General features: G+C 69.9%; 18 protein-coding genes and 1 pseudogene. 11 read left to right on the top strand and 8 right to left on the bottom strand.

The window, feature by feature from the left end; translation table 11 throughout:
* Positions 1–20: 20 nt before the first annotated feature.
* The 9 genes from RGE_RS15640 (at position 21) to RGE_RS15600 (ending at position 10,896) form a co-directional block, all read left to right on the top strand.
* Positions 21–1,049 (top strand): serine hydrolase family protein, encoded by a 1,029-nt coding sequence (locus RGE_RS15640; protein WP_014429414.1) that lies wholly within the window; start codon positions 21–23, stop codon positions 1,047–1,049.
* A complete protein-coding gene (gene tadA, locus RGE_RS15635) occupies positions 1,046–1,612 on the top strand; it encodes a tRNA adenosine(34) deaminase TadA (RefSeq protein WP_014429413.1) in 567 nt (188 codons plus the stop codon). Before RGE_RS15640 ends, tadA begins: the two co-directional genes overlap by 4 nt.
* A complete protein-coding gene (locus tag RGE_RS15630; protein ID WP_014429412.1) occupies positions 1,609–2,571 on the top strand; it encodes an LD-carboxypeptidase in 963 nt (320 codons plus the stop codon). Before tadA ends, RGE_RS15630 begins: the two co-directional genes overlap by 4 nt.
* A 138-nt stretch (positions 2,572–2,709) precedes the next feature.
* Positions 2,710–4,950: an ABC transporter substrate-binding protein gene (locus RGE_RS15625; RefSeq protein WP_014429411.1), complete on the top strand. Its 2,241-nt coding sequence runs from the start codon at positions 2,710–2,712 to the stop codon at positions 4,948–4,950.
* Position 4,951: 1 nt separating this feature from the next.
* On the top strand, positions 4,952–5,935 hold the full coding sequence (locus RGE_RS15620) for an ABC transporter permease (RefSeq protein ID WP_014429410.1): 984 nt from the start codon (positions 4,952–4,954) through the stop codon (positions 5,933–5,935).
* Between the two features lie 13 nt (positions 5,936–5,948).
* Positions 5,949–7,397 (top strand): ABC transporter permease, encoded by a 1,449-nt coding sequence (locus RGE_RS15615; protein WP_014429409.1) that lies wholly within the window; start codon positions 5,949–5,951, stop codon positions 7,395–7,397.
* A complete protein-coding gene (locus RGE_RS15610; RefSeq protein WP_014429408.1) occupies positions 7,394–9,229 on the top strand; it encodes an ABC transporter ATP-binding protein in 1,836 nt (611 codons plus the stop codon). The genes RGE_RS15615 and RGE_RS15610 overlap by 4 nt, the downstream gene beginning before the upstream one ends.
* Positions 9,230–9,680: 451 nt before the next feature.
* Positions 9,681–10,274, top strand: a complete 594-nt coding sequence (locus RGE_RS15605; protein ID WP_081528258.1) for a TonB-dependent receptor plug domain-containing protein — start codon at positions 9,681–9,683, stop codon at positions 10,272–10,274.
* 148 nt (positions 10,275–10,422) lie between these two features.
* A complete protein-coding gene (locus RGE_RS15600) occupies positions 10,423–10,896 on the top strand; it encodes a hypothetical protein (protein ID WP_043784179.1) in 474 nt (157 codons plus the stop codon).
* 21 nt (positions 10,897–10,917) lie between these two features.
* Here the strand turns inward: RGE_RS15600 and RGE_RS15595 are convergent, their stop codons facing one another.
* The 7 genes from RGE_RS15595 to RGE_RS15565 form a co-directional block, all read right to left on the bottom strand.
* Positions 10,918–11,676: a 3-hydroxyacyl-CoA dehydrogenase gene (locus RGE_RS15595; RefSeq protein WP_014429404.1), complete on the bottom strand. Its 759-nt coding sequence runs from the start codon at positions 11,674–11,676 to the stop codon at positions 10,918–10,920.
* A 55-nt stretch (positions 11,677–11,731) separates the two neighbouring features.
* Entirely contained in the window at positions 11,732–12,388 is a 657-nt protein-coding gene (gene adk / locus RGE_RS15590; RefSeq protein ID WP_014429403.1) for an adenylate kinase, read from the bottom strand.
* Positions 12,389–12,506: 118 nt separating this feature from the next.
* Positions 12,507–13,250, bottom strand: coding sequence for a 3-deoxy-manno-octulosonate cytidylyltransferase (kdsB, locus tag RGE_RS15585; RefSeq protein WP_014429402.1), 744 nt, complete (start codon positions 13,248–13,250; stop codon positions 12,507–12,509).
* Positions 13,247–13,444, bottom strand: a complete 198-nt coding sequence (locus RGE_RS15580) for a Trm112 family protein (RefSeq protein WP_014429401.1) — start codon at positions 13,442–13,444, stop codon at positions 13,247–13,249. Before RGE_RS15580 ends, kdsB begins: the two co-directional genes overlap by 4 nt.
* A complete protein-coding gene (gene lpxK, locus RGE_RS15575; RefSeq protein WP_014429400.1) occupies positions 13,441–14,460 on the bottom strand; it encodes a tetraacyldisaccharide 4'-kinase in 1,020 nt (339 codons plus the stop codon). Before lpxK ends, RGE_RS15580 begins: the two co-directional genes overlap by 4 nt.
* Complete coding sequence (locus RGE_RS15570) at positions 14,460–14,882, bottom strand: ExbD/TolR family protein (protein WP_014429399.1); 423 nt, start codon at positions 14,880–14,882, stop codon at positions 14,460–14,462. Before RGE_RS15570 ends, lpxK begins: the two co-directional genes overlap by 1 nt.
* Positions 14,883–14,898: 16 nt before the next feature.
* Positions 14,899–15,528 carry a MotA/TolQ/ExbB proton channel family protein gene (locus RGE_RS15565; RefSeq protein WP_014429398.1) on the bottom strand — a complete coding sequence of 210 codons (630 nt, stop codon included), beginning with the start codon at positions 15,526–15,528 and terminating at the stop codon, positions 14,899–14,901.
* Positions 15,529–15,851: 323 nt separating this feature from the next.
* On the opposite strand from RGE_RS15565, the pseudogene xseA reads away from it, so the two are divergent.
* Both xseA and RGE_RS24665 read left to right on the top strand, forming a co-directional pair.
* Positions 15,852–17,120 (top strand): annotated as a pseudogene (gene xseA, locus RGE_RS24670) (exodeoxyribonuclease VII large subunit); the annotation flags it as partial.
* Between the two features lie 99 nt (positions 17,121–17,219).
* Positions 17,220–17,804, top strand: coding sequence for a superoxide dismutase (locus tag RGE_RS24665; RefSeq protein ID WP_043817365.1), 585 nt, complete (start codon positions 17,220–17,222; stop codon positions 17,802–17,804).
* Between the two features lie 94 nt (positions 17,805–17,898).
* Here the strand turns inward: RGE_RS24665 and RGE_RS24660 are convergent, their stop codons facing one another.
* The gene (locus tag RGE_RS24660; protein ID WP_014429396.1) at positions 17,899–18,375 is read right to left on the bottom strand and encodes a DUF192 domain-containing protein; all 477 of its coding nucleotides are present in this window, start codon (positions 18,373–18,375) and stop codon (positions 17,899–17,901) included.
* Positions 18,376–18,395: the final 20 nt, after the last annotated feature.

Raw genomic sequence — 18,395 nt, 5'->3', positions numbered from 1 at the left:
GCCGCGATAATCGCGCCGCCATGAACACCACCACGCTTCGCATCCGCCGCCCGCTCGCGCTGGCGATCCTGGTGACCGTGTCCGGCTGCGGGGGCGGTGGTGGCGGGGGCGGTGGCAGTTCCGATGGCACGCCGACGCTGGCCCAGCGCATCGCCGCGGCGCAGTCGGTGGCGCAGACGTCCACCGACTGCCAGCAGATCCGCCCGTTCTACTGGGAGATCGGCGACGGCACCGGCGCCCTGGTGTCCGGCAGCTTCGCCGGGCCGCTGCTGACGATTGAGGCCGACACGACGCTGCCGATCGCGTCGGCGTCGAAGTGGATCTACGGCAGCTACGTCGTGCAGTCCCAGGCCGGCGTGCTGAGCGACCAGGACATCAAGTTCCTCAACTTCCGCAGCGGCTACACCAACTTCAGCCACTGCGGCTCGGACACGACGGTCGCCAGCTGCCTGGACGTCGAGGGCCGCAATGGCGGCACCAACGGCGACTACGTCGCCGAGAACGACGGCTACTTCGTCTACAGCGGCGGCCACATGCAGAAGCATGCGTCGACGAACCCGGCGCTGGCCGGCCTGGATGCCGCGGGGCTGGCCACCGAGATGCGCCGCGTGCTCGGCACCGACATCACGATGTCCTACTCCGGCCCGCAGCTGGCCGGTGGCGTCGAGACCAGCGCCAGCGACTACGCGCGCTTCCTGCGCAAGATCCTGAACGGCACGCTGCCTTACGAGCGCGCGGCGCTGGGCGCGCACCCGGTCTGCGTCGACCCGGCGACCTGCCCGCAAGCCAAGTTCACGCCCTCGCCGGACGGCGAGCAGTGGCACTACTCGATCGGCCACTGGGTCGAGGACGATCCGACGGTCGGCGACGGCGCCTTCAGCAGCCCGGGCGCCTTCGGCTTCTATCCCTGGATCGACAATTCCAAGACCTGGTACGGTGTCGTCGCGCGCGTGTCGCTGGTGTCCGATTCCGACGTTTCGGTGGCCGTCGACTCGGTGCGCTGCGGCCGCGAGATCCGCGCCGCCTGGCTGAAACCCAATACCCAGTGACCGACACCGAGCTGCAGCACGAGCGCGACCTGCGCGCGATGGCGATCGCGCTCGACCAGGCGCAGAACGCCTGGCTGGTCGGCGAGGTGCCGGTCGGCGCGGTCATCGTGCGCCCGGGGCCCGAAGGCCCGCAGGTCGTGGCCACCGGCTACAACCGCCCGATCACGACGCACGACCCGACGGCGCACGCCGAGATCGTCGCCCTGCGCCACGCCGCCACGCTGCTGGGCAACTACCGCCTGCCCGAGTGCGAGCTCTACGTGACGCTCGAACCCTGCGCGATGTGCGCCATGGCGCTGATGCACGCGCGCTTCAAGCGCATCGTCTACGGCGCGCCCGACCCCAAGACCGGGGCCGCCGGCTCGGTCGTCGACCTGTTCGCCGACAAGCGCCTGAACCACCACACGCAGATCGTCGGCGGCGTGATGGCCGCCGAATGCGGCGACCTGTTGCGCCGCTTCTTCGCCGAACGCCGTGCGCTCGCCCGCGAGGCGCGCGCCGCCCGCGCGATTCCGGCCGGCGAGACGCGCGAGCTCGACAGCTGGCCCCCCACGAACTCATGACCCCCCATACCGATCACGAACACGGCCCCGGCTGCGACTGCGGCCACGAAGCGCCCGCAGCGCAGACGCTGTGGCTGTACACGCCGGCCGGCGCGCTGCAGTCGGCCCCGGCACTTCGCCGCGCCGCCAAACGCCTGGCCAGGCTGGGCTACGAAGTCACGACCGACGCCTCGGCGCTGGCGCGGCAGCAGCGTTTCGCCGGCGACGACGAGACGCGGCTGGCGGCCATCCACCGTGTCGCCGAGGCCGCGCCGTCGATCGCGCTGGCCACGCGCGGCGGCTACGGCATGACGCGGCTGCTCGACCGGCTGGACTGGGCGCTGCTGGCGCGCAGCGTCGAGCAGGGTACGCGCTGGGTCGGCCACAGCGACCTGACGGCGCTGCAGCTGGGCATGCTGGCACACGGCGGCGCGCGCAGCTGGACCGGGCCGATGGCGGCCAACGACTTCGGCCGCGACGAGGCCGCCGGCGGTGTCGACGAGGTCACCGAAGGCTGTTTCGTCGAGGCGATGAGCGGCGAGCTCGAGGCCGTGGGTTTCCGCACCGAGGCCGGTTTTGACGGCCTGTCGGCCAACGGCACGTTGTGGGGCGGCAACCTGACGGTGCTGTGCTCGCTGCTGGGCACGCCGCACTGGCCCCGCATCCGGGGGGGCGTGCTGTTCCTCGAAGACGTCGCCGAGCACCCCTACCGCGTCGAGCGCATGCTGCTGCAACTGCTGCAGGCTGGCGTTCTCGGGGCGCAGAAGGCCGTGCTGCTGGGCAGCTTCAGCGACTGGAAACCGGTCAAGTCCGACCGTGGCTACAAGCTGAAGACCGTCGTCGAGTACCTGCGCGCGCAGACCGGCGTGCCGGTGCTCACCGGGCTGCCGATCGGCCACGTGCCGACGATGGTGACGCTGCCGGTGGGGGCCAAAGTCGAACTCGTCGTGCAAGGTCGCGACGTACTCGTCGGTTGGTAAGCCCGCGCTGGCCCCTAGAATCGCGGGCTTTTCCGCCGGTGCCCGTCACGAGCGTGGCCTGAACGCGGATCTGGAATTGATGCCGCCGGCGGCGGGGCCCATCCGGCCCGTGGCCGGCGCCGCGAGGAGTGCGACCGCATGCGCGGGAATTCGATCGTCGTCCGTATCGGGCTGGCCCTGAGCCTGGCCGCGGCCCTGCTGTCCGCAGGCTGCAACAACAGTCCGTACCCCGCCGGCGCCGAACGACAGAACACGATGTTCTATTCGTTCGACGAGCGCTCGCCGCGCTACCTGGATCCGGTGGCCTCCTACGCCAACCCCGAGTCGGCGTACACCTACCAGATCTACGAGCCGCCCTACGGGTACCACTACCTGAAGCGGCCGTACACGCTGATCCCGAAGGCCGCCGCCGAGGTCGCCAAGCCGCACTACCTCGACCGCGACGGCCACGCGCTGCCCGACAACGCGCCGGCCGAGCAGATCGCCGAGAGCGTCTACGACGTCAAGATCCGGCCGGGCGTCATGTTCCAGCCGCACCCGGCCTTCGCCAAGGACGAGCAGGGTCGCTACCGCTACCTCAACCTGACGCGCGACCAGCTCGGCGACAAGCGTTCGCCGCTGGACTTCCAGTACCAGGGCACGCGCGAGCTCGTCGCCGACGACTTCGTCTACGCGCTCAAGCGCCATGCGACGACGCGCATCGAGGCGCCGATCTTCGCCATCTTCTCCGAGTACGTGATCGGGCTGCGCGAGTACGCCGACCAGGTCAAGAAGGAGGACGCCAAGCTGCTCGCCGGCCTGCCGCGCGATGCGCGCGACAAGCCCTTCCTCGACTTCCGCAAGTGGCCGCTGGCGGGCAGTTACGCGGTCGACAAGTACACCTGGCGCATCCGCATCAAGGGCAAGTACCCGCAGTGGAGCTACTGGATGGCGATGCCCTTCCTGGCACCGATGGCCTGGGAAGCCGACGCCTTCTACGCCCAGCCGGGCATGAGCGAGAACGGCCTGTCGCTGAACCAGTGGCCGGTGGGCACGGGCCCGTACATGATGGTCGACTTCGTGCGCGACCGCCGCCACGTGCTGCAGCGCAACCCGAACTACCACGGCGAGACCTATCCCTGCGAAGGTTCGGCCGAGGACAAGGCCGCCGGCCTGCTGGCCGACTGCGGCAAGCCGATGCCCTTCATCGACAAGCTCTACGTGACGATCGAGAAGGAGAAGGTGCCGCGCAAGGAGAAGTTCAAGCAGGGCTACTTCGACGTGCCGGAAATCGAGCGTCCCGAGTGGGGCGTGGACTTCCGCAACGACGCCGACGACTCCGACGAGGTGCGCAAGCTCTACGAGGACCGCGGATTCCAGTTCCCGCTGATGACCGACATCTCGAACTGGTACCTCGGCTTCAACATGCTCGACCCGGTCGTCGGCCGCGGCGACACGCGCGAGCAGCAGGAGAAGAACCGCAAGCTGCGCCAGGCGATCGCCATCGCCATCGACTGGGAGGAAGGCTACGGCCGCATCTTCAAGTCCAAGGGCGGCGTCGCCGCGCACTCGCCGGTGCCGCCCGGCCTGTTCGGCTCGCGCGAAGGCCAGCCCGGCTTCTACAACCCGGTGACGCACCAACTCGTCGACGGCAAGGTCGTGCGCCGGCCGATCGAGGACGCGAAGAAGCTGCTCGCCGAAGCCGGCTACCCCGGCGGCCGCGACGAGAAGACCGGCAAGCCGCTGGTGCTGAACTACGACTTCCAGCGTGCGCCGACGCCCGAGAGCAAGAGCGAGAACGACTGGATGATCAAGCAGTTCGCCAAGCTCGGCATCCAGCTCGAGATCCGCGCGACCGACTTCAACCAGTACCAGGACAAGACGCTGCAGGGCCGCCACCAGATCTTCTGGGGCGGCTGGCTGGCCGACTACCCGGACGCCGAGAACTTCCTGTTCCTGCTCTACGGCCCGCTGGGCCGCTCCAAGAGCCAGGGCGACAACTACTCGAACTACGACAACGCCGAGTACGACGGCCTGTACCGCAAGCTGCAGTCGCTGGACGACGGCCCGGAGAAGCAGGCGGTCATCGACAAGATGGTCGCCATCGTGCAGCAGGACTCGCCCTGGTGCTTCGGCTACTTCCCCTGGGGCGGCCTGGCGTTCCAGCAATGGGTGCACAACGGCAAGCCCTCGATCCTGATCCGCGACATGGCCAAGTACTACCGCCTCGACCCCGAACTGCGGGCGCAGAAACAGGCCGAGTGGAACCGCCCGATCGTCTGGCCGGTGGCGCTGCTGGTGCTGGCCTTCGCGGCGCTGATCTGGGTCGGACGGCGCAGCTTCAAGGCGCGCGAGACGGCGACGGCCCGCGGCACGACGGTCGCGGTGGAGGCGAACTGAGATGGGTGCCTACATCGTCCGCCGTCTCGGCTACGGCCTGCTGATCCTCATCGGCGTCAACCTGCTGACCTTCTTCCTGTTCTTCACCGTCAACACGCCCGACGACATGGCGCGGCTGAACATCGGCGGCAAGCGCGTGACGCAGGAGCAGATCGAGAAGTGGAAGTCCGAACGCGGCTACGACAAGCCGCTGTACTGGAACGCACAGGCCGAGGGTGCCGAGCAGGTCACCAAGACCGTGCTCTGGGAGCGCTCGATCTCGCTGATGAAGGGTGACTTCGGCCGCAGCGATTCGGCGCGTTCGGTCGACATCGGCCACGAGATCGCCTCGCGCATGGGCGTCAGCCTGCAGCTGGCGCTGCCGCTGTTCCTGCTGCAGCTGATCGTCAGCGTCAGCTTCTCGCTGATGCTGGTGTTCTTCAGGCATTCGAAGATCGACTTCTGGGGCGTCGTGCTCTGCGTGCTGATGCTGTCGATCTCCAGCCTCTTCTACATCATCGTCGGCCAGTTCCTGTTCTCGCGCCTGCTCAGGCTGGTGCCGATCTCGGGCTACGCGCCGGGGCTGGACGCGGTGCGTTTCCTCGCATTGCCGATCGTGCTGTCGCTGCTGGCGCGGCTGGGCGGTGAGGCGCGGCTGTACCGCGCGATGTTCCTCGAGGAGATTGGCAAGGACTACGTGCGCACCGCGCGCGCCAAGGGTCTGGCCGAGCAGGTGGTGCTGTTCCGCCACGTGCTGCGCAACGCGCTGATCCCGATCATCACCAGCGCCGCCGGCTACCTGCCCTACGTCTTCCTCGGCAGCCTGGTGTTCGAGAGCTTCTTCGGCATCCCGGGTCTGGGCGCCTTCGTCATCGACGCGATCGGCGGCCAGGATTTCGCGATCGTGCGCACGATGGTCTTCGTCGGCTCGGCGCTGTACATCGCCACCAACATCCTGCTGGACATCGCCTACACCTGGGTGGACCCGCGGGTCCGTCTGAACTGAGCCGGGGAACGCCATGGGATTCAAGTTCGTCCTGCTCTGGACCGACATCGCGCTGTGGGCGCTGTTCGCCGCGCTCGCCGGCTACACGATCCGCGTGCTGCGCAGCGAGCCGCTGCGCGCCACCTGGAAGAAGGTCTTCCGCGACCCGGCGGCGCTGTGCTCGGTGCTGGTGCTGCTGGTCTTTCTGTGCATCACCGCGCTGGACAGCGTGCACTTCCGCCGCCAGCTCGGCGACGCCCAGGGCCAGGCCAACGGCCAGGTCTTCTACGACACGCGCACCCAGTCGCTGCTCGACCTGGCGCTGTCGCACCAGCTCGCGATGCGCGAGTCCAGCTACTCCAAGCCGCTGGCCTTCCGCGCGCTGAACAAGCAGAGCGTCACGCGCGACGGCGTCACGCTGCGCGAGTTCCCGCGCCTCGAACACGGCGGCGCGCACCTGAAGGACCCCGAGACGCAGTGGGCCGGCGACGTCACCTCGCGCACGCTGGCCGGCGCCGGCGGCGGCCTGGTCGTTGCGCTGGCCGCGGTGCTGCTGCTGTCGGCGGCGCTGGCGCGCAGCCATGGCGGCTTCGGCAACGCGCTGGCCGACCTCGCGGCTGACCGCACCGAGCTGCCCTGGCGCGCCGCGGTCGTCACCCTGGCCATCCTCTGCGTGCTCGCCGGCGCCATCGCCGCGCTGGCCGGCCACTACCACGTGTTCGGCACCGACCGCACCGGCAACGACGTGCTGGTGCAGACGCTGAAGAGCGTGCGCACGGCCTTCGTCATCGGCACGCTGGCGACGCTGGCGACGCTGCCGGTGGCCATCGTGCTCGGCATCCTGGCGGGTTACTTCCGCGGCTGGGTCGACGAAGTCGTGCAGTACCTCTACACGACGCTGTCCTCGGTGCCCAGCGTGCTGCTGATCGCGGCCTGCGTGCTGATGGTCCAGGTCTGGCTCGACAAGCACCCGGACTGGTTCGAGACCGGCGTCGAGCGCGGCGACCTGAAGATCTTCATGCTCTGCGTGATCCTCGGCCTCACCGGCTGGTCGACGCTGTGCCGCCTGGTGCGCGCCGAGACGCTGAAGCTGCGCGAGCTCGACTTCGTGCAGGCGGCGATGGCCTTCGGCGTGAAGCCCTCGCGCATCATGGCGCGGCACGTCTTCCCCAACGTCGTGCACCTAGTGCTGATCACCACCGTGCTCAGCTTCAGCGACCTGATCCTCTACGAGGCCGTGCTGACCTACGTCGGCGTCGGCGTCGACCCGACGACCTCCAGCTTCGGCGGCATGATCAACCTCGCGCGCAGCGAGATGAGCCGCGACCCGGTGGTCTGGTGGAGCTTCGCCGCGGCGTTCAGCTTCATGGTCGTGCTGGTGCTGGCCGCCAACCTGTTCGCCGACGGCGTGCAGCAGGCCTTCGACCCGCGCGCGCGCGCCTTCCGCCCGCGCCTGGGCTTCAAGAAGCGAGTCTCGGCATGATGAAGATCCAGGACCTCGAGGTCGTGCTCGACGCCGACGCCGGCCTCGTCAAGGCGATCGACGGGCTGAAGCTCGCGATCGAACGCGGCGAGACCTTCGCCCTGGTCGGCGAGTCCGGTTGCGGCAAGAGCATGACGGCGCTGGCGCTGATGCGCCTGCTGCCCGAGAACGGCCGCGTCACCGGCGGCCAGGTGCGCGTCGGCGACGTCGACGTGCTGGACCTGCCCGAAGCCGGCATGCGTGCCGTGCGCGGCGGGCGGCTGGGCATGATCTTCCAGGAGCCGTCGACCAGCCTGAACCCGGTGATGAAGGTCGGCGACCAGATCGTCGAGGCGATCGAGACGCACACGGCGCTGCGCGGCGCGGCCGCGCGCGCGAAGGCCATCGACTGGCTGCGCCGCGTCGGCATCCCCGAGCCCGAGCGCCGCATCGACGACTACCCGTTCCGCATGAGCGGCGGCCAGAAGCAGCGCGTGATGATCGCGATGGCGCTGGCCACCGAGCCCGACTTCCTGATCGCCGACGAGCCGACGACCGCCCTCGACGTGACGATCCAGGCGCAGATCCTCGACCTGCTGAAGGACCTGCAGCGCGAGCAGCGCATGGGCATGCTGCTGATCACGCACGACCTGGCCGTCGTCTCCGGCATGGCGCAGCGCGTGGCGCTGATGTACGCCGGCCAGATCGTCGAGGTGGCGCCGGCGGCCGAGTTCTTCTCGCGCCCGCTGCACCCTTACGCGCAGGCGCTGCTGCGCGCGCTGCCGGCGAGCGACCGCCGCGGCGTCGCGCTCGAGGCCATCCCCGGCACCGTGCCGCCGCTGTGGCTGCAGTTCGAGGGCTGCCGCTTCGCGCCGCGCTGCGCCGCGGTGATGCCGCACTGCGCGACGACGCTGCCGGCGATGGTCGATGCCAGCGCCACGCACCAGGTGCGGTGCCTGCTGCACAAGCCCGGTGTGCCGGCTGCACCGGAGAGGGTCGCGGCGCCGGTCGTTCCGGTGCCGCCGCCCCCCGCGCCGGTGCGCGAGGCGGGGCCGCTGCTCGACGTGCAGGACCTGAAGGTGCGGTTCCCGATCCGCGGCGGCCTGCTGCAGCGGGTGAAGGGCCACTTCGACGCCGTTGCCGGCATCTCGTTCCAGGTCGCGCGCGGCGAGACGCTGGCGCTGGTCGGAGAATCGGGCTGCGGCAAGACGACCACCGGCAAGGCCATCGTGCAGCTGCTGCGCCGCGTCGCGGTGACCGAAGGCCGTGCGGTGCTCGACGGCCAGAACCTGTTCGAGCTCGACGGCCCGGCGCTGCTGGATGCGCGCCGCAAGGTGCAGATCATCTTCCAGGACCCGTTCGCGTCGCTGAACCCGCGCATGCGCGTCGTCGACCTGCTCGAAGAAGGCCTGATGGCGCTGCATCCGGACCTGGATGCGGCGGCGCGGCGCGCACGCGTCGAGCGCCTGACCGACCAGGTCGGCCTGCGTCGCGATGCGCTCGAACGTTACCCGCACGAGTTCTCCGGCGGCCAGCGCCAGCGCATCGCGATCGCCCGTGCGTTGGCGGTGCAGCCGCAATTGATCGTCTGCGACGAGCCGACTTCGGCGCTCGACGTTTCGGTGCAGGCGCAGATCCTCAACCTGCTGCGCGAGTTGCAACGCGAACTCGGCGTGTCCTACCTGTTCATCACGCACAACATCGGCGTTGTCGAATACATCGCCGATCGCATCGCGGTGATGCAGGCCGGACGTATCGAAGAGCAGGGCGAATGCGCCGACGTTCTGGCGCATCCGCAGCGCGACTACACGCGCACGCTGCTGGCGGCCGTGCCGCGTCTCGTCACGGCCTGAGACGGCATGTGACCGCCGCCGGCCCCCGCGGGGCCGGCGATCTATCGCACTCCTGGCCCTGCCGTCCATCGGCCGGGGGGTCGCGTTTCATGCGGATCCCTCATCCTGCAGAACGATTTGTCGCGAAGTGTTGCGGCCGCCCTACAGCGGTGCACGGTTGCGGGGGTGTGTCAGACAGGTTTCACGCACGCAAACGCTATCGTCGCGCGATGGCTTTTTCGTGCCGGCGCTGCGCTCGTCCGAGGTAAGTTCAACGGACGGTGGGTTGCGGGCACGGCCTCGTGAACACGAGGGTCGGGGCGAATCATGGCTTTCCCGTGCATTTGGGGCCATGACCCGCCTTGACAATCGGTTCACGGATCTCCGGGTCGGACTTGCAAAGCGTTAACGCGGCACAGGGCTTGCTCGGGGGCAACGGTCTTTCGATCAACTCACCACAGGAGTGAAGTTAATGTTCAAGCGAACGAAAGTTTGCATGGGAGTGCTGGCTGCCCTCGGCGGCGCGCTGGTGCTCACCTCGATGCCGGCATCCGCCCAGGACGCCGAGCGCATCGAGATCACGGGTTCCCGGATCAAGCGTGCCGCCTCCGAAGGCGCGCTGCCCGTGACCGTCATCTCCCGCGAGCAACTGGACACCAGCGGTGCCACCACCGTTGCCGAATTCGTCCGCAACACGACGTTCGCTGGCGCGGGTAACTTCCGTCCGCAAAGCGGCTCGAGCGCCCAGGCCTTCGCCGGCGTCGACCTGCGCGGTCTCGGCAGCAACCGCACCCTGGTCCTGATCGACGGCCGCCGTGTCGCCAAGGCGCCGAACGTCGGCGACTCGGTCGACATGAACTCGATTCCGATGGCCGCCGTCGAGCGCATCGAAATCCTGACCGACGGCGCCTCGGCCATCTACGGCTCCGACGCCATCGGCGGCGTGGTCAACATCATCACCCGCAAGGACTTCGACGGCCTCGTGCTGTCGGCCGGCAGCGCCGCCGCGTCGCTGCCGTGGCCGAAGGAGTCGGCCGCGCCGGCGGACCACAGGCGCGCCCAGTGATCGTCACCGCCAGTCATGGCCGGGCAACTCGCAGGCAATGCGCAGGGCGATGATGACGGCTGGCGAAGCCCGGAATCGACGGCGCCGCCGCGGTACGATGAAGCCTGATTCTTTGGCGGACCGCTGCCTGGCTGCAGGAAGCATTTTCATGACCCGACACCTTCTTCTGACCGTTTGTGCGCTCGCCTGTGGTGCTGCGCAGGCACAGACTGCCGATATCGCACGCTGCCGTGCCATGCAAGACAGCGGCCAGCGTCTGGCCTGCTATGACGCCATCCCGCTGCCGCCCGCGGCCGCGAAGGCCCCCGCGGCGGCCACGGGCGCCGCCGCGGCACCGGCCGTGGCCGCGGTCAAGCCCTCAGCCGAGTTCGGCCTCGAGAACCAGCCCCGGGCGGATCGCCTCGAAGAGATCGACAGCCGCATCGTCGGCAGCTTCGACGGCTGGGATGCGAAGTCGCGCTTCCGGCTGGAGAACGGCCAGCTGTGGAAGGTGGTCGACGGCAGCCGCGGCAGCTACACCTTGCAGAGCCCCGGCGTGCGGGTGCGGCGGGGCCTGCTGGGCAGCTTCCTGATGGAGATCGAGGGCGTCTCCCAGCTCATCCGCGTTCGACGCGTCGAGTGAGTTCCGCCGGCGCCGAAGCGCTTACTTCGGTGCCAGCCGGATCGCCCCGTCCAGCCGGATCACCTCGCCGTTGAGCATGTCGTTCTCGACGATGTGCTGCACCAGCTTGGCGTAGTCCTCGGGCGTGCCGAGGCGGCTGGGGAAGGGCACACCGGCGGCCAGCGCCTGCTGCACTTCGGCGGGCATGCCGAACAGCATCGGCGTGCCGAAGATGCCCGGCGCGATCGTCATGTTGCGGATGCCGTTGCGCGCCAGGTCGCGCGCGATCGGCAGCGTCATCCCGACGATGCCGCCCTTGCTCGCGGCGTAGGCCGCCTGGCCGATCTGGCCGTCGTAGGCGGCGACGCTGGCGGTGCTGATCAGCACGCCGCGCTCGCCGGTCGGTTCAGGCTCGTTCTTCGCCATCGCCGCAGCGGCCAGGCGGATCATGTTGAACGAGCCGACCAGGTTCACCTGGATCGTCTTCGTGAAGCTGGCCAGCGGGTGCGCGCCGTCCTTGCCCACGGTCTTCACGGCCGGCGCGATGCCGGCGCAGTTCACCAGGCCGGCCAGCTTGCCGGCCGCGACCGCGGCGTCGACCACCGCCTGCGCGTCGGCCTCCTGGCTGACGTCGCAGCGCACGAAGACGCCGCCGATCTCGCGCGCGACGGTCTCGCCGCGTTCGACCTGCAGGTCGGCGACGACGACTTTCGCGCCGTGTGCCGCCAGCCGGCGTGCCGTGCCTTCTCCGAGGCCCGACGCGCCGCCGGTGACGATGAACACCTTGCCCTGGATTTCCATCCGTTGTCTCCTTCGCCTCTGACGGGCGTGCGGGGGAAAGAAAGGGCCGGGAGGATCAGCTCTCGAGCGCCGCGAACGCGCGCCCGGTGATCTCCTCGACCGTGCCGGTGCCGCTGATGCGGCGGTAACGGGGGGCCTGCGCGTCGCCGTTGGCGGCCCAGGCGGAGTAGTAGTCGACGAGCGGGCGCGTCTGGCTCTGGTAGATGTCCAGGCGCTTGCGCACCGTCTCTTCCTTGTCGTCCTCGCGCTGGATCAGCGGCTCGCCGGTCTCGTCGTCGACGCCTTCGGTCTTCGGCGGGTTGTACTTGACGTGGTAGGTGCGGCCCGAGCCGACGTGCACGCGGCGGCCGCTCATGCGTTCGATGATCGCCTCGTCGGGCACGTCGATCTCGAGCACGACATCGAGCTTGACGCCCGCGGCCTTCATCGCGTCGGCCTGCGGGATCGTGCGCGGGAAGCCGTCGAACAGGAAGCCGCCGGCGCAGTCGGGCTGGGCGATGCGTTCCTTGACCAGGCCGATGATGATGTCGTCGCTGACCAGGCCGCCGGCGTCCATCACCTTCTTGGCCGCCAGGCCCAGCTCGGTGCCGGCCTTGACGGCGGCGCGCAGCATGTCGCCGGTGGAAATCTGCGGGATGCCGTACTTGCGGCAGATCTGGGCCGCCTGCGTGCCTTTGCCGGCGCCGGGCGCCCCCAACAGGATCAGTCTCATCGCTTCCTCGAGCTTTGTGGTGATGCGTGCTGCGGCCGGCGCTGCCGGGCGCGATTGAAAAGAGCGTAACACGCGCACCGTCGCGTCACGCTGACGCGCGGGCGACGTGCGCCGGCGTTCAGGCGAAGAGCGCGCGCACGCGTTCCAGGTCTTCGGGCGTGTCGACGCCGGTGCCTGGAGCATGTTCGGCGACGTGCACCGCGATGCGTTCGCCGTGCCACAGCACGCGCAGCTGCTCCAGCGACTCCAGGCGTTCCAGCGGTGCCGGCTCCAGCGTCGGGAAGCGGCGCAGAAAGCCGGCGCGGTAGCCGTAGAGGCCGACGTGGCGCAGCGGTGCCGGGTCGGGCAGCGTGCCCGGCGCACCGTCGCGCCAGCAGGGGATGGCCGAGCGGCTGAAGTACAGCGCGCGTCCGGCGGCGTCGAGCACGACCTTGACGACGTTACGGTTGGCGAAGTCCTCGGCCGAGGCGATGGCGTGCGCCGCGGTGCTCATCACGCAGTCGGGCCGCTCGTCGAGCAGCTCGGCGCAGCGGCGCACCAGCGCCGGGTCGATCAGCGGCTCGTCGCCCTGCACGTTGACGATGCGCGCCGAGCCGTCCAGGCCCAGCCGCGTGCAGGCCTCGGCCAGGCGGTCGCTGCCGCTCGGGTGGTCGGCGCGTGTCAGCACCGCCTCGACGCCGTGCGCGGCGCAGGCGGCGGCGATGTCGGCGTCGTCGCAGGCGACGACGATGCGCTCGGCGCCGGCATCGGCGACGCGGCGCGCGACGCGCACGATCATCGGCAGGCCGCCGATGTCGGCCAGCGGCTTGCGCGGCAGGCGCGTGGAGGCCAGGCGCGCCGGGATCAGGACCGTGAAGCTCACGGCGCCGGCGGCAGGTCCAGGCTGCGGGCCTCGGTCTCCAGCATCACCGGGATGCCGTCGCGGATCGGGAAGGCCAGGCGGTCGGCGTTGCAGACGAGGTCGGTCGGGCGCTGCAGGTCGTCGCGGGAGAGTTCCAGCGGGCCTTTGCAGACGGGGCAGACGAGCAGGTCGATCAGACGGTGGTCGAGCGTCATCGGGTTCGCGGCGGCGCGATGAGGCGCAGCACGTCCTGAACGAGTGAATCGGGAAGCGCGAAGTCTAGCCCCACGACCCGGACGCGCGTCCCGCCCAGCGCACGGCCGACGAGCTTGACGGCGTCCTTCTCGGTGACCAGCACCTCGGGCGTGCCGGCGGGCCAGGGCAGGGCGGCGAAATCGTGGTGGTCGGGCAGCGGCAGGCGCTCGATCTGCAGGCCGGCGGCCTCGAGCATCGAGAAGAAGCGTTCCGGCGACGCGATGCCGGCCAGCGCCAGCAGGCGGCGGCCGCGCAGCGTGGCCAGCGCGACCGCGCCGTCCTGGCGGCCGGCCGCCCAGTCCTCCAGCGCCAGCGCCGGGCCGAGCGAGCGTTGCGCGCAGACGCCCGGCAGCGGCGTCGTCGGCGCCGGCGCGTTGTAGAGCACGAAGCGGCCGGGCGCCAGCCGCGCCGGCAGCGGCTCGCGCAGCGGGCCGGCGGGCAGCAGGCGGCCGTTGCCGATGCCGCGTTCGTCGAAGACGACGATCTCGGCGTCGCGTGCCAGCCGGCGGTGCTGCAGGCCGTCGTCGGAGACGAGCACGTCGACGTCCGGATGCGCGGCGCACAGCGCGCGCGCGGCGGCGACCCGGTCGCGGCCGACCCAGACCGGCACGCCGCTGCGGCGGCGGATCAGCAGCGGCTCGTCGCCGGCTTCGGCCGGCGACGCATCGGGCCGGACTTCGTGCACGCCGTCGCCGTCGCGGCCGAAGCCGCGCGAGATGACGCCGGGCGTGTAGCCCGCGGCCTGCAAGGCGCGCAGCAGCGCGATGACGGTCGGCGTCTTGCCGGCGCCGCCGACGATCAGGTTGCCGACGACGACCACCGGCACCGGCGCGCGCTGCGGCTCGACGTCCGCGGCGCGGCGCGACAGGCCGGCGTAGAGCGACTCGAGCGGCGCCAGCGTCGCCGCCAGCGCCGTGCGCCGCGGCTGCCACCAGTGGCGCAGCAGCAGCGCCTCGAGCCGCGCGGCCAGCGACATCAGCGCGCGCCGTTCGGCGTCTGCGAGGCGAAGGTCAGACGCGGGAGCCCGGCGCGGCGCGCCGCGTCGAGCACGTTGATCACCGACTGGTGCGCGGCCATCGCGTCGGCCGAGATGATGACGACGACGTCCTGCCGGCCCTTGGCCGCCTCGGTCAGCGCGGCGACGAGCTGGTCGACGTTGCGGCCGTCGACCGGCTGGCGGTCGATCGCGTAGCGGCCGTCGGCGGCCACGGCGACGATGATCTCGGCCGGACGTTGGCGCAGCTTCTCGGCGTCGGCCGCCGGCAGCGTGATCTGCAGCTCGGTGAAGCGCGAATAGGTCGTCGACAGCATCAGGAAGATGAGCACGACGAGCAGCACGTCGATGAACGGGATCAGGTTGATCTCCGGTTCCTCGGGGCGGCGGCGGCTGAAGCGCATCGGCGTTCCGGCAGGCTCAGGCGGTGCGCACGACGAAGCGCATCAGGTGCGGCACTAGGCGCTCGGCGGCCAGTTCCATCGTCAGCTGGAACGCGTCGACCTTGCCGCGGAAATAGCGGTAGAACATCAGCGAGGGGATCGCGATGATCAGGCCGAAGGCGGTGTTGTAGAGCGCCACCGAGATGCCGTGGGCCAGCAGCTGCGGGTTGGAGGCGCCGGTCGGGGCTTGCGAACCGAAGATCTCGATCATGCCGACCACGGTGCCGAACAGGCCCAGCAGCGGCGCGGCGGCGGCGATCGTGCCCAGCGTGTTCAGATAGCGCTCGGTGGTGTGCACCGCGGTGCGGCCGGCGTTTTCCATCGCCTGGCGCAGCGCCGGCTCGGTGATGCGCGCGTCGGCGGCCACGGCCTGCAGGCCGGCGGCCAGCACGCCGCCCAGCAGCGAGTTCTCGGCGAGCTTGCTGACGACGTCGGGCGTGGGCAGGCTGTTGCGCGAGACGCCGATGACTTCGTCGAGCAGCGTCGGCGGCGCGATCAGCGGCGCACGCAGGTGATAGAGCCGTTCCAGGATCAGCGCCAGCGCCACGACCGAGCACAGGATCAGGGGCCAGATCGGCCAACCGGCCGCTTGTATGATCGACAGCAAGGGGATGTTCGAGGTGAGCGGCAGGGCCCGCCGCGGCCGGCGGATTATGTCCCAAGGGGCGCTGCGATCCGCCCTTCTGGCGCAAGGCGCCGACCCGCTTCCACGTATCCACGCCATTTGTGGATAACTTTGTGGAGAAGGCGCCGACAGTCGCGCCAAACCCGCGTCAGGATTGGCCCGGGCTTGGATTGCTCCAATTTTCAGCAAAATTTTCTTCTGCGAAATCAAGCACTTGCGAGGCGGTTGCGGGTTGTGGTCGTGGTATACGCGAAGCCCTGGCGGCATGCCGGGATCTGTGGAGTTCCACGCCTTGGGGGCGGTGCATGAGCGGCCTTGAGCCGGCGTTCGGTGTGGCGTCGCCGCGCCAGGTGTGGAGTGTCGCGGCGCTGTTGCTGGCGACCGGCGACGCCATCGCTGCGCGTTTCGGCGCAGTCGCCGTGCGCGGCGAAATCTCGGGTTTCACGCGCGCCGCCAGCGGCCACTGCTATTTCTCCCTGAAGGACCACGACGGCCAGCCGGCACTGCTGCGCTGCGCGATGTTTCGTCGCGCTGCGGCGCTGCTGGACTTCGCGCCGCGCGACGGTCTGCAGGTCGAGCTGCGCGGCCGGCTGGGTGTCTACGACGCACGCGGCGAACTGCAACTTGTCGTCGAGTCGCTGCAGCGCCTGGGCGCCGGCACGCTGTATGAAGAGTTCCTGCGCCTGAAAGCGCGGCTGGAGGCGGCGGGGCTGTTCGACGCCGCGCGCAAGCGGCCGATCGCGCCGCACCCGCGCACGCTGGGCGTCGTCACCTCGCCCGGTGCGGCGGCGCTGCGCGACGTGCTGACGGCGCTGGCGCGGCGGGCACCGCAGGTGCGGGTGGTCATCTACCCGACCCCGGTGCAGGGCGGCGAGGCGCCGCCGGCGATCGTCGCGGCGCTGCGCACGGCCGCCGAGCGCGCCGAGGTGCAGACGCTGCTGCTGGTTCGCGGCGGCGGTTCGCTCGAGGACTTGTGGGCCTTCAATGACGAGCGCGTCGTGCGTGCGGTCGCGGCCTCGCCGATCCCGGTGGTCTGCGGCGTCGGCCACGAGACCGACATCACGCTGGCCGACCTGGCCGCCGACCTGCGGGCGCCGACTCCGACCGCGGCCGCCGAGCTGGCCGCGCCGGCGCGGGTCGAACTCGTCGCGGCGCTCCAGGCGCGTGCCGAGGCGCTGCGCCGCGCGCTGCGCCGCCAGCTCGACCGCCAGGCCCAGCGTGTGGACACCGCGGCCTTGCGGCTCGGACGGCCGGCGGCCGGCCTGATGCAGCAGCGCCAGCGGCTGGCGGCGCTCGAGCTTCGTCTGGAGCAGGCGCTGGCGCCTCAGCTGGCGCAGCGGTCCCAGCGTTCGATGGCGCTGGCGCTGCGGCTGCGTGCGGCGATGGCCGCGCGGCTGGCGCGCCTCAGGTCGGGCCTGGACCTCGGTGCCCAGCGCCTTTCGGCGCTGGACCCGGCGCGGGTGCTGCAGCGCGGCTATGCCTGGATCGAGACGCCTTCCGGGCGCCCGGTGCTGCAGGCGGCGGGGCTGCGGGCCGGCGACGACCTGCGGGCGGTCTGGGCCGACGGTGCGGCATCTATACGCGTCTTCGGGGTCGAACGGAAGGGGTCTGCATCAAACGAAGCCGATGCCTACAATCCTTCTCAGCTTTCATCCACCCACAGGAACGATTCAATGGAACGCACGCTGCCTCCTCTGCCGTACGCCCTCGATGCCCTGGCGCCGCACTACAGCCGCGAGACGCTGGAGTACCACCACGGCAAGCATCACAACGCGTATGTCGTGAACCTGAACAACCTGCAAAAGGGCACGGAGTTCGAGAGCCTTCCGCTCGAGGACGTCGTGCGCAAGTCGTCCGGCGGCATCTACAACAATGCCGCGCAGATCTGGAACCACACCTTCTTCTGGAGCTGCATGAAGCCCGAAGGCGGCGGCGAGCCGTCCGGCGCGCTGGCCGCGGCGATCGCCGCCAAGTGGGGCTCCTATGCTGCCTTCAAGGAAGCCTTCGTGAAGTCGGCGGTCGGCAACTTCGGTTCGGGCTGGACCTGGCTGGTCAAGAAGGCTGACGGCTCGCTGGACATCGTCAACATGGGCGCGGCCGGCACGCCGCTGACCACCGGCGACACGCCGCTGCTGACGGTCGACGTCTGGGAGCACGCCTACTACATCGACTACCGCAACCTGCGCCCGAAGTTCGTCGAGACCTTCCTCGACAAGCTCGTGAACTGGTCGTTCGCCGAGGCGAACTACGCCGCCTGATCGGTGTCGATCACGCCCTGAGCGGGCGTTCATGAGAACCGACCGCAAGCCCAACCGGCGCGGTCGGTTTTTTGTTGGAGTAAATCAGTGCGGCTCAGTTGCCAAATGGCACGCCGCGGAGCTTGAACCCGGCACTAATGCCGCGTTTGGCGAACCAGCCCTGATGCATCTCAAGGGCGAAGCGGACGGGCTTCGCCGAGCAGTGCGATTCGTCGCTTTGGGGCTGCATTTCGGCCGTGTTGACGATCGTGCCGTCGTCCGCGATGAAAGCGATCGACAGAGGCAACAAGGTGTTGCGCATCCAGAAGCAGCGCACGCCCGCCTCGCGGTTGAAGAACAGCATGCCTTCGTTCTGGCCGATCTCGCGCCTGTACATCATCCCGGTGGCCTGCTGCTCCGGGGTCTGGGCGACCTCGGCCTGGATCACGTACATGCCCGCCGTCAGCGGCACGGTGGGCAGCTTCGGCTGCGGCCCCCCCTGAGCATGGGCTGTGGGTAGCGCAAAAGAGACAAGGAGCGCAAGTACTCCGGTCAAACGCGGATAGCTATAAACTTTGATATAGGTCGTCATGTTCGAGGCAGGAAGCGAAA

It is taken from the genome of Rubrivivax gelatinosus IL144 (genome assembly GCF_000284255.1).
GTDB classification, from domain to species: Bacteria; Pseudomonadota; Gammaproteobacteria; order Burkholderiales; family Burkholderiaceae_C; genus Rubrivivax; species Rubrivivax gelatinosus_A.
This window is presented reverse-complemented; position numbering and strand designations above follow the sequence as displayed.